General features: G+C 59.1%; 12 protein-coding genes and 5 pseudogenes. 11 read left to right on the top strand and 6 right to left on the bottom strand.

All coding sequences use genetic code 11. From position 1 onward, the window contains the following. Positions 1 to 331: 331 nt before the first annotated feature. Positions 332 to 1009 carry a sce7726 family protein gene (locus tag IVA80_RS32290; protein WP_247438968.1) on the top strand — a complete coding sequence of 226 codons (678 nt, stop codon included), beginning with the start codon at positions 332 to 334 and terminating at the stop codon, positions 1007 to 1009. On the opposite strand, the gene IVA80_RS32285 is transcribed toward IVA80_RS32290, so the two are convergent. The 3 genes from IVA80_RS32285 to IVA80_RS32275 are packed head-to-tail and all read right to left on the bottom strand — an operon-like array spanning position 951 to position 3786. After that, entirely contained in the window at positions 951 to 2042 is a 1092-nt protein-coding gene (locus IVA80_RS32285; RefSeq protein WP_247438966.1) for a beta family protein, read from the bottom strand. The two genes, IVA80_RS32290 and IVA80_RS32285, sit on opposite strands and share 59 nt — an antisense overlap. Continuing rightward, positions 2039 to 3313, bottom strand: coding sequence for an XRE family transcriptional regulator (locus IVA80_RS32280; RefSeq protein ID WP_247438964.1), 1275 nt, complete (start codon positions 3311 to 3313; stop codon positions 2039 to 2041). The genes IVA80_RS32285 and IVA80_RS32280 overlap by 4 nt, the downstream gene beginning before the upstream one ends. Beyond that, complete coding sequence (locus IVA80_RS32275) at positions 3310 to 3786, bottom strand: hypothetical protein (RefSeq protein ID WP_247438962.1); 477 nt, start codon at positions 3784 to 3786, stop codon at positions 3310 to 3312. The genes IVA80_RS32280 and IVA80_RS32275 overlap by 4 nt, the downstream gene beginning before the upstream one ends. A 146-nt stretch (positions 3787 to 3932) precedes the next feature. Between IVA80_RS32275 and IVA80_RS32270 the strand changes: the two genes are divergently transcribed. The 4 genes and pseudogenes from IVA80_RS32270 (at position 3933) to IVA80_RS32255 (ending at position 7449) form a co-directional block, all read left to right on the top strand. Then, complete coding sequence (locus tag IVA80_RS32270; RefSeq protein WP_247438960.1) at positions 3933 to 5042, top strand: Fic family protein; 1110 nt, start codon at positions 3933 to 3935, stop codon at positions 5040 to 5042. A 395-nt stretch (positions 5043 to 5437) separates the two neighbouring features. Beyond that, positions 5438 to 6370 (top strand): annotated as a pseudogene (locus tag IVA80_RS32265) (Ku protein). 106 nt (positions 6371 to 6476) lie between these two features. Continuing rightward, positions 6477 to 6983 (top strand): NUDIX domain-containing protein, encoded by a 507-nt coding sequence (locus IVA80_RS32260; protein ID WP_247438958.1) that lies wholly within the window; start codon positions 6477 to 6479, stop codon positions 6981 to 6983. Next, a pseudogene (locus IVA80_RS32255) lies at positions 6980 to 7449 on the top strand (metallophosphoesterase family protein). The gene IVA80_RS32260 and the pseudogene IVA80_RS32255 overlap by 4 nt, the downstream one beginning before the upstream one ends. A 12-nt stretch (positions 7450 to 7461) precedes the next feature. Here IVA80_RS32255 and ligD (IVA80_RS32250) read toward each other — a convergent pair. Further along, positions 7462 to 8379 (bottom strand): non-homologous end-joining DNA ligase, encoded by a 918-nt coding sequence (gene ligD / locus IVA80_RS32250; RefSeq protein WP_247438985.1) that lies wholly within the window; start codon positions 8377 to 8379, stop codon positions 7462 to 7464. Between the two features lie 156 nt (positions 8380 to 8535). On the opposite strand from ligD (IVA80_RS32250), the pseudogene IVA80_RS32245 reads away from it, so the two are divergent. Further along, positions 8536 to 9159 (top strand): annotated as a pseudogene (locus IVA80_RS32245) (cell envelope biogenesis protein TolA); the annotation flags it as partial. A 207-nt stretch (positions 9160 to 9366) separates the two neighbouring features. Here the strand turns inward: IVA80_RS32245 and ligD (IVA80_RS32240) are convergent. Next, positions 9367 to 10285 (bottom strand): annotated as a pseudogene (ligD, locus tag IVA80_RS32240) (non-homologous end-joining DNA ligase). Between the two features lie 111 nt (positions 10286 to 10396). Between ligD (IVA80_RS32240) and IVA80_RS32235 the strand changes: the two are divergent. Next, the gene (locus IVA80_RS32235; protein ID WP_247438954.1) at positions 10397 to 10585 is read left to right on the top strand and encodes a DUF3606 domain-containing protein; all 189 of its coding nucleotides are present in this window, start codon (positions 10397 to 10399) and stop codon (positions 10583 to 10585) included. Positions 10586 to 10620: 35 nt separating this feature from the next. Here IVA80_RS32235 and IVA80_RS32230 read toward each other — a convergent pair whose 3' ends face one another. Then, positions 10621 to 10887, bottom strand: a complete 267-nt coding sequence (locus IVA80_RS32230) for a hypothetical protein (protein ID WP_247438952.1) — start codon at positions 10885 to 10887, stop codon at positions 10621 to 10623. A 501-nt stretch (positions 10888 to 11388) separates the two neighbouring features. On the opposite strand from IVA80_RS32230, the gene IVA80_RS32225 reads away from it, so the two are divergent. The 4 genes and pseudogenes from IVA80_RS32225 (at position 11389) to IVA80_RS32210 (ending at position 15899) form a co-directional block, all read left to right on the top strand. Next, entirely contained in the window at positions 11389 to 11910 is a 522-nt protein-coding gene (locus tag IVA80_RS32225; protein WP_247438949.1) for a thermonuclease family protein, read from the top strand. A gap of 132 nt (positions 11911 to 12042) precedes the next feature. Further along, the gene (locus IVA80_RS32220) at positions 12043 to 12225 is read left to right on the top strand and encodes a hypothetical protein (protein ID WP_247438947.1); all 183 of its coding nucleotides are present in this window, start codon (positions 12043 to 12045) and stop codon (positions 12223 to 12225) included. 498 nt (positions 12226 to 12723) lie between these two features. Next, positions 12724 to 13674, top strand: a complete 951-nt coding sequence (locus IVA80_RS32215) for a zincin-like metallopeptidase domain-containing protein (RefSeq protein ID WP_247438946.1) — start codon at positions 12724 to 12726, stop codon at positions 13672 to 13674. Between the two features lie 107 nt (positions 13675 to 13781). Further along, positions 13782 to 15899: pseudogene (locus IVA80_RS32210) on the top strand (ParB/RepB/Spo0J family partition protein). Positions 15900 to 15915: the final 16 nt, after the last annotated feature.

Below are 15915 nucleotides of genomic sequence, written 5' to 3'. Positions count from 1 at the left end.
CCTTCCACCACTCCAAAATCAAATCGTTCTGCGCTACACTCTGTCGGCATCGGGGCGCTCCTTGGATCAGAGAAAAGTCGTTGCTGCACAACAACTTTCGCTGATTCGCGCCCCGGTGCGCCTCAACTCTGTGAGAAATGCGGGCTAGCTTAAGCGGCATCTTGAGCAAGGGCTTGCCCGGTTCCCGCGGAGGCCCTTTGCTCACGAGGCCCGACATAATTGGGCGTTGGGAGCGCCGCCGACTTGCAAGCGGCCAGCTGCCGAGGCAAAGGCCATAATAACATGGTGAGAATAAACCGCTGTTCCCGAGCCGCCAGCTTGGTTAAGATGGATGCAACGCGCCGTGCGGCCTGCGTTAGACAAAAACAAAGAAATCGGGCGAATAATGGAGCGGCAGCGAGGGATCATGGGCGTTAGCACCGATATTGAGATTCGGACAGCGTTTCATCAGAAGAAGCTGCGCCATTTGCATGCGTGCCCCCATACGCTTGTCCTGAATGAATTGGCAATCGCGCATGCCAGCGCGCGGGTCGATATTGCGGTTATCAACGGCTGTCTTCACGGCTACGAAATCAAGAGTGCTGCCGACTCGCTTTCGAGACTCCCCCGGCAGATTGGTTTGTATGAAGAATGCCTTGAGAAATTGACAATCGTGTGCGCCCCGAAACACGTCGAGGGTGTTGAAAAGATCGCGCCATCATGGTGCGGGATTATCGAGGCAAATAAAGGCGCACGAGGCGGCATTGAATTTAAGACGCGACGCTCATCTCAGAGAAATACGAATATCAAGGCTGATCGACTAGCTCATTTGCTTTGGAGGCAAGAAGCAATGGAACTTCTGTCTTCATTCGATCTTCCAGCAGCCCAACTGAGGAAGCCAAGAACAGAATTGTACAAAGAAATATCAGCTCGCTTTACCGTCTCGGAAATCACGGAATACATCAAGAAGGTCATGGTGGTCCGCCCAGCTTGGCGAGGTCCTCCAATACATGCATCGTGTGGTGGCTAATTGCGATCTCTTTCCAGCGTGTCTGATTGCTGGGTCCGTATCCCACTGCCTTCACAGCACACTGTTCGATGTACTTGTCGCCGTCTGAAAATGTTCCGCCGCGAAAATTGCCAGATTTAACGAGACTGTCGCAATGGGTGTGCATTTGGGCCTCATTATTCCTGAACGCGCCGCCCTTTTTTACAGTCCACTGATTTTTGTTCGTGTAAATGATTTTGCCAGCGGGCTTGATCATTCGCATATCAATCGCCACGAAGGTTGGATTGACGATTGTATAATCGCCGAAGTTCGGCGTGCGCATCGTGGGCGGAAGAGCTGAAAGCAGAGCCTGATAGAATTTCCAATCGTGCCGTTCGAGATCGCCGCCTGGCGGAGTGATGTCCTTGAGGGACTCCGGATACGCCGTGCCCGTGACAACAAAATTGCGGTAGTCGTGCAGGCCGCTAATCGAGGCGAGCGCAGCGGTAAGGGCACCCGCAAACGCCGGGTATGGTTCATAGGCAGGACTGCCGAGGTCGATAATCAGATCGGTCTGCGAGATATTGACCTTGAGGAAGGACAGGAGCGTGGCGACTCTTGCCGAAAAGTCGGGGCGCATCAGATGTTCCATCCTCACGCGCAAGGCGACGCCCTTGTGGTCTTTTGCTATCACGCCAGCAATGGCAGTAGCTACTTGCACCGAATGGTCTAAAGACGCGACCGGGACCGCATTTGCCTTATGAGTGCGCAGTTCGTCGAATACGTGCGTCGTAACGTCGAGCCCACCATCCATGATTGAGGACTGGATAGTGGGATCGATATCGACCCAAGCAGGACGCGATTTCCATTTTGTGTCGTATCGCTTCGCAAACGGTTCGACATGATTTTGAACGGTTTTCTTCGGAGCCCAAGTTTCAAAATCAAATTCGATGGGCGGAATAACAACGAGCGGAGCAACCCGATCTTTTGCGGCGTCGCTCAATCGGAATAAGGCCTGATATTCGGCTTGTCGCCACTTGAGCACAGGGACATACATATTTGCAGTGAGTTTCATAATTCGACCTCGTTAAACTGCGAACGCACGGTGTTCGATCCGACTAATTCATTTAAAATCGTATAACTATTGCGCTCTTTGCGGATTCTGCCTGCGATAATGCTCGGATGAATGCCAAGACGCTCAGCGTCATTCCGCACCGCTTCATTGCTAAGAGCAAACCGGGACAGGCACTGTTCCCACACCGAAGGAGGGATCAGTTTATCGAGGGCGAACGTATCCGCCTGCTTTTCCAGTTCATCGGATGTAGAGCCGTCCTCCTCATCGAAGAAATCAAACTTGAGACCATCGAAAAGATGTAAGAACACGTGTCCGAGCTCATGAAACAGCACGAACCAGAAATTATCGAGCCGGTCATATCGCAAGGTTAAAGCGACTACGGGAACGCCATTGTCCGACAGCATGGCTGCGCCGTCCAGATAAGTTCCGGGTAAATGGCGTTCGATAACGAGAGCTATGCCCCGCGTTGCCAGCAGTTCTCGCGCTTTAAAGGGGCCATCATCAAGTTTCGTCAGCTCAACAAGCTGGCCTAGCCACGTATCATCCAACACAAACGAACCAAGCCTGTTTTCGGCGCTTAGCTGGCGAGCCCTTGATAGAACTCGCGCTTGCCAACCGAGCAGTGCGTATTCGTTTGGCACGTTTCCGCTTCTAACCTTTTTTCTGTGTAAGGCCGACGCAAACTGCGGGCCTGCACCTTCCAGAAAAAACGCTTTTGCAGCATCGACCAACGTTTGTTTGGGAGCGAGGCTGAACCATTTCCGCTTCAGCATTTCTTTGAGAGGAAAGCGGCTCCAGGTTATATCGTTTGCATCCGCCCATGAGAAAATCGCACCCGAGCTGGTTGCTGCATTTCCTTCAAATGATTCCGATGCTTTAACGCCAAGCTCACCGGCAATTTCTACCAATCGGGCAAGGTTCGCGCCTTGATAATTCGTCGCTTCGTAGCGCTGAATTTGTTGAGGTTTCATATCAAGGCGTTCTGCCAGCTCGGACTGGCTGAGTCCTTGCGCGATACGTGCGCAAACAAGCATGCGCGGCAGTTCGCTGAGCGAGCACGTTTTCGCTAAACTGATTTGTCCGGATTTGAGCAGTTCATAATCCGTTATCTCGGAGTCGATTTCCGCGATCTGGCTGCGCAACGCATCTGCACCTAGCTTATCCAGCCAGGAGGACGCATTTTGGGAATTGTTCTCACTCGTCGCGAGTGCAGCCTTCAGTTTCTCCGAAGCTGTTTTGGAAATGCTAAGTTGCCGGTCGCTGTAAATCACGGTGTTGTCCTCCGCGTAAGCGTTGGATCGGTGTTCAGATCAATTGAAACGATCCCTTTACGGCCTCCTGTGAAGCGTTCATTTTGAAAAAAATCCAGAAAGGGCTGGCTGGGCGTGTTGCCCATCGTTGAGGGAAAATACTCCCCTCCGAATTTTGCTTTTTGAGCCTGCCGTAGATTCGAGAAGTCCCGGAACACCGGGTCGAGCTTTGCCGGATCGACTCCCGCGGGGTGCCAGCAGGCGTCGTAATCACCGGGTATCGGTTTTGCCGTGACGTAGCTGCCATCCAAGAACAGGGTGAGGCATCCCGCCGAAAACAGGCTCGCTGCGCCGACTTTAAAGCCCGCGAACAGATCTCGTCGCGGCTGATTGATCGCGAAAGTCGCTTCAACCTCGGATAGTGTTGCCGGGTGTATCCCGGGCGGCAGCACCTTCCAGGGCGCGCCAGTAAATGCAATCAGGCTCGGAATCATGTTACAACAATATTGTTGTAATGCCCCAGTTGTCAACCCTTTTCCCCGAGTGCGGAGAATACCGGGCTTAATCTCCGCATCATTGCGGAGATTAATCTTGCTCCTGCGGGGATTAGGTGGCATATTCTCCGCAAGAGGTGCGGAGAATGGCGACTTATCTCCACGAATTGCCCGAATGGCCCCATTTTACGTGGAGTCAGGAGAGCCTTGCGAAGCAGCTGGCCGCTGTCCGGCTGCGGCAGGGGCGGCTTATTGGCCGTATGCAGGCGCTTGGCTTCCGTCAGCAAGAGGAGGCCGTTCTAACGACCCTGACCGAGGACGTGCTGAAATCGAGCGAGATCGAAGGTGAAATCCTCGACAAGGACCAGGTGCGTTCGTCAATCGCGCGCAGGCTGGGGATAGAGGCGGGCGCTTTGCCGCAAGCTGACCGTAACGTGGAGGGCGTTGTCGAGATGATGCTCGACGCAACGCAGAAGTTTAAAGAGGAGCTGACTGCCGACAGGCTGTTCGGCTGGCATGCGTCGCTCTTCCCGACGGGCCACAGCGGCATGAGCAAGATCATCGTCGGGGCGTGGCGCGACAAGAAGTCAGGGCCGATGCAGGTGGCCTCCGGTGCCTACGGCAAAGAGAAGGTTCATTACGAGGCGCCCATCGCCGGACGGCTCGACGCTGAGATAAAATCCTTCCTTGAGTGGTTCAATGGTGAAGACAATATCGATCCGGTCATAAAAGCCGCGCTCGCGCATCTCTGGTTCGTCACCATCCACCCGTTCGATGACGGCAATGGCCGTATCGCGCGCGCTATCGCCGACATGTCCCTCGCCCGGTCCGAGGACAGCACGCAGCGCTTTTACAGCATGTCAGCGCAAATCCGCCTTGAGCGGAAAGCCTATTACGACATGCTGGAAGAAACGCAGAAGGATGGGCTCGATATCACGCCATGGATTGAATGGTTTTTAGGTTGCCTTGACCGGGCCTTCGACGGTGCCGAGAAAACTTTGGCAGGCGTGTTCCAGAAGTCGGATTTCTGGAAGAAACATGAATCCGCCCGGATCAATGAACGGCAGCGTGACATTCTCAATCGCCTGCTGGACGGCTTCGAAGGGAAGCTCACCTCATCCAAATGGGCGGTGATTGAGAAATGTTCGCCGGATACCGCGCTGCGCGACATTCAGGATCTTCTGGAGCAGGGCATCCTTGTCAAAGACGAGGGCGGCGGACGCAGCACGAGCTATTCGCTCTTACCTTCCAGTTAGCAAAGCCGCGCTCCCCCTGTGACAGTATCGATGTGACAAAGCTCTTTTTGGGGTTCGCCAAGCTCCGCCCAAGACAGTGTAGTAAGCAATGGGTTTGGTCCTGCGGTCGAAAGAAGAAACAAGCGAGGGTGGGGGAGGCGCGGGCTAATCAAGCGCAGTATCTTGCACCGCGGTACTGCGGTTGAAGTCGGGTAGGTCAATGGTCTACTTGGCGGGAGCAAATCGCCGAGCGGGGACGAGGAGTGTCAAGGTTGCACTGGCCCTCGTCAAAGCCACATACCAGTCCGTCCGGACGCTCATCGATAAAAAGTCATCCTGTTGGAAGGGGCGCGGTGTCGGAACCAAGCCGGGGCCGTTCGTCTTGAATCCGGCGTCAGTAGTGGAGTTCCCCCGCGATGGCCCCCCGCGCGAACTGGAAAGGCTTCCTGCGTCTTTCCCTCGTCACCTATCCGGTAGCGCTCTATCCGGCCACGTCGGAATCCGAAAAGGTCTCATTCAACCAGCTTAACCGGAAGACCGGCCACCGCATTAAATACGCCAAGGTGGACGCTGATACCGGCGAGGAGGTCGATGACGAGGATTTCGTCAAGGGCTACAAGGTCGACACCGACACCTTCATCGAGGTGACTAGGGAGGAGCTCGAGAACGTCGCGCTGGAATCGACGCGAACCATTGAGATCGACGAGTTCGTTGACCGCAGCGAGATTGATCCAAGATATCTGATCCGTCCCTACTATCTGCGACCCGACGGTAAAGTTGGGCACGACGCTTTCGCGGTCATCCGCGAGACCATCCGCGAAATGAACAAGGTCGCAATCGCGCGCGTGGTGCTGACCAATCGCGAGCACATCATCGCACTCGAGCGCTCGACAAGGGGCTGATGGGGACGCTGCTGCGTTATCCCTATGAAGTCCGGTCCGCAGATGAGTATTTCGACGATATCCAGGACGTCAAAGTCACCAAGGACATGCTTGATCTCGCCAGGCACATCGTTCAATCAGAAGGCGGGTCACTTCGAGCCGGACAAGTTCGAAGATCAGTACGAAACCGCGCTCATCGATCTCATCAACCAAAAGCGCGCCGGCAAACCCATCTCCGCGAAGGCGCGTCCCCGCGGCGAGAATGTCGTCGACCTGATGGACGCGCTGCGCAAGAGCATTGGAAGAGGCGCGGCGGCAGCGACAGAGGCACCGAAGAAGCCAGCCAAGAAGGCGCGCAAGGCGGCAGCCGGGCAGAAGGAAATGCTGATGCCGATTGCCGGCAAGAAATCGGCCAAGGAGGCTGCTGCGAAGAAGCCAGCGGCCAAGCCGCAGCGGAAGTCGGCTTAGCGTGTCGCGAAGCATCCCGTGACGACAGACGGTCTGAAGTAGCCAGCCGTCGCGCCTGGGACCTTGCGGTGTCCCGCAAGATCCCAAACCGCAAAATAGGAATGATATGGCTGCGCAAAAAAAGACTTCCAGGAGATCGACCTTGAGCGCAGGCATTCTGGCCTACCGCAAAGGTGCTCGCGGGCTCGAGGTGTTGCTTGTCCACCCTGGCGGTCCGTTCTGGCGCAGGAAGGACAGTGGCGCCTGGTCCATCCCGAAGGGCGAGATGGATGCTGCGGAAGACCCAGAGCATGTCGCGCGACGCGAGTTCGCCGAGGAACTTGGCCCCAGCGCATCGATTGGTCGGTTGCAGGCGCCAGGGGAGGTTCGGCAGCTAGGTGGGAAGCGCGTCATCGCATTCGCAGGCGAGGGCCATTTTGATTCGGCGGCGCTGGCCAGCAATACGTTTGAGCTCGAATGGCCGCCCCGAAGCGGCCGGCTGCAAAACTTTCCCGAAGTCGACCGCGCGGAATGGTTTGATATCGAGGTTGCACGGAAGAAGATGCTGTCAGCTCAGGTGGAGCTTCTCGATGGTCTCCTGGCGATCGAGGCTGTCGAGCACGCCGAAAGATGATGTTCAGGATAGGAGTCATTTCGGACACGCACGGCCTGTTGAGACCGGAGGCGGAACGATGCTTGGCGGGCGTCGATCACATCGTACATGCCGGCGACATTGGGCGCCCAGAAATCATCGACGCGCTTCGCAGCATCGCGCCCGTCACCGCCATTCGTGGTAACGTGGACAGCGGCGAGTGGGCCCGCGAATACCCCGACACGAAACTCGTGCGCCTGGCGGGAAAGTCGATCTGATCTACGTTCTGCACGACCTGAAGACGCTGCAGGTCGATCCTGGCACCGTCATTGACGTGATCATCTCCGGGCATTCACACGTACCGAAGATCGACGCGGTCGGCGGCGTTCTCCACCTGAATCCCGGAAGCGCCGGCCCTCGGCGATTCAAGCTGCCGATGACGCTTGCGACGCTGGAAGTCACGCCCGAGGGCATGCGACCGGAAATTCACGATCTCGGAGGCGACTGAATGAGCGGATCGCTATTTGCGCGCAAGTTCTCGTTCGCGCACGACATCCTTCGCCCGCTTGTCGGACCTGAGCCCTAGGTAGACGGGCTGGCGCAGTTCGCCCTTGCTGGTCCATTCCGCGAATTTGACCTCGGCAACCAGCGAGGGCCTGACCCAGGTCGTGTTGGCCTCGTCCTTCACTCTGGTGGAAAAAGGTGATTTCGCTGATTTCGCGGACGTCAGCTTCACGAGCTTGGCATGAAGGTCTTCCAGGACCTTGTGGCTGAAGCCGGTGCCGACATGTCCGATGTAGCGCCATGTATCGTCTTCCCGCACGGCGAGGACCAGGGCGCCGAAGAAAGGCCTGGTGCGCCTGGGCGCCGTGAAGCCGGCAATCACCACTTCCTGTCGCTTTGCCGTCTTGATCTTCAGCCAATCCGGGGTGCGACTTCCGGACGAATAGGCGCTCTCGGCGCGCTTCGCCATGACGCCTTCCAGGCCCTTCCGCTCGGCCTCGGCGAAGAATTTCTTACCGTCCCCTTTGCGGTGAGGGCTGAAGGCGATGAGCTTGTCGCGCGGCAGAATCGCCTTCAGCCGCTTCTTGCGCTCAAGGAGAGGCTGCTTGCGCAAGTCCGCTGCGTTCTCGAACATGAGATCGAAGGCGCAATACAGGAGCTTCGCTTCATGGCGCAGCGCGTTTTGAAGCAATTGAAAATGCGAGACGCCGTCCTTTCCGATCGCGACGAGCTCGCCGTCGATCACGGCGTCGCCCTTCACGCCCTCTAGCGCCTTGGCGACCTCGATGTAGCTGCGGCTGATGATCTTGCCGTTGCGGCTGTAAAGCGCAACCTTGCCCTTCCGGATTTCCGCGATCATCCGGAAGCCATCGTACTTGTCCTCGAAAACCCAGCCGGGGTCGTCGAACGGCGCGTCGGTGAGCGAAGCGAGCATCGGTTGCAGGTGCTTGGGCAGGGTCGACGTCCGGCTCGTTCGCGGGGCCAATCGTTTAGAACTCGTTGCGTAAGGCATGGACGTCCTTCAAGGATTAGGGAACGCTCCAGGGCCGCGCCATGTTCCGTCATGCGCCGGAGAAACCAGGGCGCGGGCATTGATGATCGGGAGAGCGGCGAGACAGATGGCGAGAACTACCAGACTTCGCTGGGCTTCTTCGATCAGGCGATCGCCGCGCCATCTATGAAAGCGGCTCTGGAAGCCTGGGGCGCCGACAGCAATCTCTTCCATCAGGGCGCGGCGAAGGAGAGCCACGATCCGGACATCATCGCCGCAATGATGGCAAAACCCGGCGTCGTTCTCAGGCGCCCCGTTGGCACCGACCGACCTTTCGGCGAACATGCCGAGCTGCCGACCGATCTTGGCGGCGGCGAACCAAGGAAAGCCGCCCGCAAGTCGAAAGGCCCAAAGGCCAAGAAGCGTTCCTCTCGCCCAATCGACAAGGCCGCGGAGCGGAAGGCCGCTCTCGCCTACGAACGGGAAGAGAGGCGCCGCGAGCTTGAACGGGCAAAGGAAGAGGCTGCCAGGCAGAAGGAGCGTGAACGCCGTCAGCAGGCGGTCAACAAGGCGCAGGCTGTGTTGGACAAAGCCGAGGAGGAGCACGCGAAACGAGCTGCCGCCATCGAGGCCGAGGTCGAGGCTCTTGAGAAGAAATCGCAAGCCGAACAAGCCCGCTGGGATAAGGAGAAGGAGCGATTGGAAGCAGCGCTGCCGCGCGCGGGGTTAGTTCTGTGGCAGGCCAGCCATCACCTTCGAGCGCTCATCGTTCGGGATCTGGTACCCGTGCTGCGGCTTGGTTCACGGCGGCGCGGTTCCGTCGGTGCTCAGGAGCGAGCTCCATGACGGCCCGATGTAGCTCGGCCGGAATCGTCAGCTGACTTTCCAAGGGCTTGTTGGCCCATTGCCAGAAACGATCGAATGCATCCATCACAGGTCCTCCCGCAGGCCCGGAAAAATGGATGTCGCACCTTTCCCTCGGCTGACTTCGCGCGATACTCGATCTCGGCCGGAAGCTTGGGTTCGACCCAGATGCCCTTATGGTCGATGCGCTTGGCATAGGGCTGGGTCTTTCGAATGAGGGGTTTAAGCCGCTTCTGCAGATCGGCGGCCGAAACCTTGTCAAAGCCGTGGTCGACCTTGCCGGCGTAGACCAGATCATCGCCTTTGCGTCGGCCGACGTAGAGCCCGTCCCACTTCGTACCATCGAGCGCGAAGCCGGCAATGGTCAGCGTCTCCCGCTGTACGCAGGTCTTCTTGACCCAGTCGTGCGTGCGTCCCGTCGCATAAGGGCCGTTCCGCACTTTCGAGACGACGCCTTCGAGGCCGACCTTACAGGCGTGCGCGAACATCTCGCGGCCGTCTATCTCGAAACTTTCACTGAACTGGATGTCGGTGCTGTTCAGAATCTTCTTGAGTTCGGCCTTGCGCTGGAAGAGCGGTAGTTTCCCGATATCCCGGCCGTTCAGATAGAGCAGATCGAACGCCATGAGCACAATGCTCGTCGACTTGCCCTTGAGCTCGTTCTGGAGGACCGAGAAGTCGGTCGTGCCGTTGGCGGCCGGCACCGCGATCTCGCCGTCCACCACGGCCGAGCTCGCTTTGATCCGCCAGGCGTCATGGGCGACCTTCTTGAAGCGATGCGTCCAATCGTGGCCGCGGCGGGTGAAGATCTTCGCCGTCTCGTTGGCGAGATGGACCTGGACGCGGTAGCCGTCGAACTTAATTTCGTGATCCAGCGTTCTCCCGACGGCACCTTCTCGATCGAGGTGGCCAAGGCCGGTTCGATGAAGCCGGGGAAGAGCGCCTTGACGCCGATGCCCGCCGGTTTTCGACGCTGAAACGCCACTGAACAACTCCACGCTACAGCCGATTCAAATTGGCACAGTTCGAATCGTTCCGGAACCTGCGAGTCCCTGTTGCGTTGCATCGATCTCACAACAGGAGGTAGGAGGTACCCATGGCGGCAGCGAAGAAGACGAAGACGGCGCGCGGGCGAAAACAGGACCGGGCGAGTGTGGCCGGCGGCCAAAAGTATGAGGTGGGGTACGAGTCCAAGAAGACAGGACGGTCGGCGTCAGCGGTCAATAAGGCTGTCAAAAAGGTCGGCAACAGCCGGAAGCGGATCGAGAAGCGTCTCGCGCGTTAGTCACCTTTGCTGGCATCGGTTGTTCAGCGTGTTGCCTAGAGCTCGGGCGGGCATTCGGGGCAGGTATCGCCGATCGAGTCCAGGACCTCGGTCACCGCGCCGGCAGCCGCGTGGGGCGAAAGACCCGTTGGCGGATCCTGGCGGGCGATTTCGAGCGCCTGCTCACGGCCGTGCGGATCTGCGCGGTCCTGCATCCAGCCGTGGTACTCACATTCGCGGATCGCGCCTGCCTCCTGCAGCACGGCTATCGCCCACCCCCGTACCGTGCGGATCGCCGTCCGCCTCTCTTTGGTCATCAGCATCGGGATCACTCCTCTGCGCGAGGGGCGAATCCTTGCAGCCCTCGATTCGTTCCGGCTGTTAGCACAGGGCAGGGATTCCAAAACGTCGGGGCGGGTGCTTTTCCACGCGTTCCATCGTCCTGTGCAAAACCAGCTACGATCTTGTCTTCCTTGTCCGCGTCGCGCATGACAACTTTCAGCGCCTCGTTTGGTAAAGAGCGCTGCAGCGCCTTGCCTCCTCCCAAAGGGGCGCGCTGGGACGAAATTTACGCGCTTTGCCGGCTGAACAGCGGGCCATCCAACGCGACCGGCGAAGTTATAAAGAATGACGGCGTCTGGAAGGTTTATGAATTCACTTGTCCGATGGACGCGATTCTGCTCTGGGCTCGCTCCGAGGGACGCTGGCGGCGCCGCACGGAGTTTCACGATCCGAGCGGCCCGAGAGCCTGCCGGCGCTGAAGCCACTCGCGAACTGGCCGAAATCCAATCCGCGAGATTTGCGGTAGCTACAAGGTCATTGGAATGCGTCGAACCTCTGTCGCATTGATTCTCGCCATTCTGTCGAGCTTGGCCTTGGCCGACGATTTTGTCGGACAGGCTAGCGTTATCGACGGCGACACGTTGGAGATACATGGAGCGCGTATCCGGCTTTGGGGTATCGATGCACCGGAGAGCAGCCAGCTGTGCCGCGGCGAAGACAGCTTACAATATCGTTGCGGTGCGCAGGCCGCGAACGACCTTGACGCCTTCATTGCCCGCCGTCCCGTCAATTGTGTTCCAGTCAGCCTCGACCCTTATGGCCGAACGGTCGCGACCTGCTCGGTCGCAGGCAGGGATCTCGCTGAATGGCTTGTACGCAGCGGTCTTGCGCTGGATTGGCCCCAATACTCGAAGGGCAGGTATCATGAAGCTCAGCGCGAGGCTGAGCGCGCGGGCCGAGGACTCTGGAAGGGCAGCTACGTCGAGCCGTGGCTCTATCGTGTATGCATCCGCGCAAGCGGAAGGCCGTCCGCCTGTTCGGACGATGCAAATGCCCATCCTTGATGCGATTCCAGCCAGGCCCAATCCACAACGTAAGTTGGCCAATTACCGCACTTGGGCAGGCGGCTCTGGCGCGGTTTAGGCGACTCACGCTACCCATCATTCCCAATTACCTCACCGCACAATGGGAATGAAATGGTTGCAGCCACCCGTGAATTGCCGGCCTCTGGTTACGCGCTTGAAGTGGACGGCCGGCTCAAAGCCGAATTTGCAACCAGAGACGGCGCCAGGGCAGGCGGAGAAGAACTAAAGAAGCGTTTTCCCATGCTTCAGATCAGGATCTATGACGCCCAGACGCATGCGCGCGAGGAAATCTAGGTTCTCCAACTCCAGCCTGGTTGGGTTCTTCCGCTTGCGCGCGTGCGGCTCCGCCGCATCGGGCTCTCGTGAACCGAGCCGCTTTGCGTCTCGGCCGTGCGGCGTCGATCCCTCGCGCAAACACTGCGGAGCTCCTCGCCGGGGGCACTCGGGAAAGGGGCTCGCCTTCGGCGATCGCTATCACTGCCCCTGTCCCGGGTGCCGCTGTTAACCGGTCTCGTCGCTGCACTCGGACCCGCGTGTCCCTTCGGGTCGCTATGCTCACGCTCTCCGGGTGCCATTTTCCGCTGAGGCGATGCGCCATTGGCACACGCCAGGTCAGGGCCTGCGGCCCTGATCTCGATGCCAAGCCCCAAGACGAATCGGACCGAAGCCGGGCCGCTCCGTAGATTTCGCACTCTCTCGCGGAGAGGCTGAGAGTAAGAGTTTCGCGCGGTTTTGCCGTGACGGGTTACGGGCTGCGAGAGAGGCTCGCGGCGCCCGTCGCGGAGATCCGCGATGTCCAGACATTATCCTCGGGCACGATCTGGTGAGGACCGGACGAACCTTTATGACGACGTCACCAACAAGATCATCGCCGAGCTTGAGGCCGGCCGCGTGCCGTGGGTGCAGCCATGGGGCACGGCGGCGGCGAAGACGCCTCTGGCCCTGCCAAAAAGTGCCGCGACCGGCCGCCAATATAGCGGGATTAACATTCTCATCCTCTGGGGAGCCGCCACGGAGCGCGCATACACAGGTCAGAACTGGCTTACCTTCCGCCAGGCGCTGGCGCTCGGCGGTCACGTCCGCAAGTGTGAGCGCGGCACGACCGTCGTCTATGCCGACCGCTTCGTGCCGGCCGACGAAAAGCGCCGCGCACATGAGACCGGCGAGGAGGCACAAGCTGTTCCGTTCCTCAGGCGCTTCACGGTCTTCAACAGCGATCAATGCGACGGCCTGCCTCCAGAGATCGTAACAACGGCGCCGCCCCCGCCGCCAGGCCTGATCGAGCCGCAGGTCGAATACCTGATCAAGGCGACCGGCATCGACTTCCGCATCGGCGGCAACCGCGCCTTCTATGTGCCGACAGAAGATTATGTGCAGGTGCCTCCACCGCAAGCCTATTTCGACCCGATCAATTGGCATCGAACGGCCCTCCACGAGCTGGGGCATGCCAGCGGCCATCCATCCCGTCTCAACCGCGACTTGTCGGGTAGCTTTGGCACCAGGAAGTATGCTTTTGAGGAGCTGGTTGCGGAGATCTCGTCTGCGTTCGGTTGCGCGTCGCTCGGTATCGTGCCCACGGTGCGGCATGCCGATTATATCGGCTCTTGGCTTGACGTGCTGCGCGAGGACAATCGTGCAATTATCCGGGCCGCTTCCCAGGCCAGCAAGGTCGCCGATTATCTCCTTGGCTTCCTCCCAGAACCACTAGTTGACATGACGACGGAGGACCAGCAGGCGGCGTGACGTTCTGCTCGGTGGCCGCGGGCGCGAGAGTGAGAGGGTAGGGGCGTTTCCGCGACGGGTTGGAGGTCGAGAGAGAGGCTCTCGGCCGCCCGTCGTGGAGAAGCAACATGACGAAGGCTGTCAAAAAGATCACCTTGTCACCCTCGCGTGATATTCCGTTCAACAAGCTGGTGCTGAGCCAATCCAACGTCCGGCATGTGAAGGCGGGCATTTCCATCGAGCAACTCGCCGAAAGCATCGCGCAGCGTACGCTCTTGCAAAGTCTCAACGTGCGGGCTGTTGTGGACGCCGAAGGCAATGAGACCGGCATGTTCGAGGTGCCGGCCGGCGGCAGGCGCTACCGCGCGCTGGAACTTCTCGTCGAGCGGAAGCGCATGGCGAAGACGCAGGCCGTTCCTTGTATCGTGCGTGAGGGGGGCATCGCTGAAGACGACTCGCTCGCAGAGAATGACGAGCGGGTAGGGCTTCATCCGCTCGATCAGTTCCGAGCCTTTCAGACCCTGAGTCGCGCCGGCATGTCCGAGGAGGATATCGCGGCTCGGCATTTCCTGACGCCGGCTGTCGTGAAGCAACGACTCCGGCTGGCGTCCGTGTCGCCAAAGCTGCACGATGTCTATGCCGAAGACGGCATGACCCTCGAGCAGCTCATGGCCTTCTCGGTCACGGCGGATCACACGCGCTAGGAGCAGGTCTGGGAGAATGTCAGCCGATCGGGCTATGATGAGCCCTATCAGATCCGGCGAATGCTCACCGAAAATACCGTACGCGCGTCTGACCGCCGCGTGCAATTCATCGGGCTGAATGCTTACGAACAGGCTGGTGGCGGTGTTTTGCGGGATCTGTTTGAGCACGATGATGGCGGCTGGCTCCAGGACGTAGCTTTGCTCGACCGTCTCGTTACTGAGAAGCTCAAAGCCGAGGCTGAGACGATTGCAGCCGAAAGCTGGAAGTGGATTTCGGTCGCCGTGGATTTCCCCTACGGCCACGCGGATGGCCTGCGTGAGGTGGAGGGCAAAACTGTCGATCTCTCCCCGGAGGAGCAGATTACCATCGACGCCCTCGAGGCCGAGCAGGCCAAGCTTGAATCCGATTATCAGGATGCCGACGAATTGCCCGATGAGGTCGATCAGCGTCTCGGCGAAATCGAGGCGGCACTGATCGCATTCGAAGACCGGCCGAAGATTTACGATCCGGCCGAGATCGTCCGCGCCGGCGTCTTCGTTAGCATCGATTCCGAAGGGCGCCTCTCGGTGGATCGGGGTTATGTCCGGCCGGAGGACGAGGTGCCTTTAGCCGATCCTGATGTCGGGCAGAGCGCCGATACACAGTCGATCGAGGGGAAGGCGGCTGGCACTTCCGTCCAGCGCACGGTCATCGCGGTGGCTGGCAGCGCTGCTGACGCGGAAGAAGATGATGAAGACGCGACGAAACCGCTGCCGGATCGGCTGATCACCGAGCTGACGGCGCATCGCACGCTGGCATTGCGGGATGCGCTGGCAAATAATCCGGCCATCGCGTTCCAGGCGGTGCTGCACAACTTCGTGCTGACGGCCTTTTACCGGTTCGCATCGTCCGGGAGTTGCCTTGAGATCGGCCTTCGCACGCCGACCTTTCCGGCTCAAGCGCCTGGCTTGAGGGAAAGCGCGTCCGCGAAAGCCGTTGAGGCGCGGCATGAGTCCTGGAAGGCACGTTTGCCGAAGGACGAGAGCGATCTTTGGGATGCTCTTTCAGCCCTCGATGGCGACGTACAAGCATCCCTGTTTGCTCACTGCGCGTCATTTGCGGTCAACGCCGTCTATGAGCCGGCCAACCGCTACAATCAGGGCCACGTCTCCGCTCAAAGCGTCCGCACCCGGCTCGACCAGGCAGATGTGCTGGCGCGCGCTGTCGATCTCGACATGGTTCGAGCGGGCTGGAAGCCTTCCGTCGATAACTATCTCGGCCGGGTCACCAAGCCTCGCATCCTGGAGGCGGTGCGGGAAGCCAAGGGCGAATCCTCCGCTCAACTGATCGATCATCTGAAAAAGGCCGACATGGCCAAGGAGGCCGAGCGCCTTCTCGATGGTTCGGGCTGGTTGCCGGAACCGCTGCGTCTCTTCGACTCCATCGAATCGTCAGTGGATCAGGAGAGTGAAGCGGGCCCGCTGCCCGAATTTCTCGGCGACGACGAGGACCAGGAGAACGCAGGCGACGATGATCCGCAACAGCTCGACGCGGCTGAGTGACACATCGACCGGGACG

Source organism: Bradyrhizobium sp. 139 (assembly GCF_023074175.1).
Lineage (GTDB): Bacteria > Pseudomonadota > Alphaproteobacteria > Rhizobiales > Xanthobacteraceae > Bradyrhizobium.
Note: the sequence above shows the minus strand (reverse complement) of the source record. Positions and strands in the feature narration are given on the sequence as shown.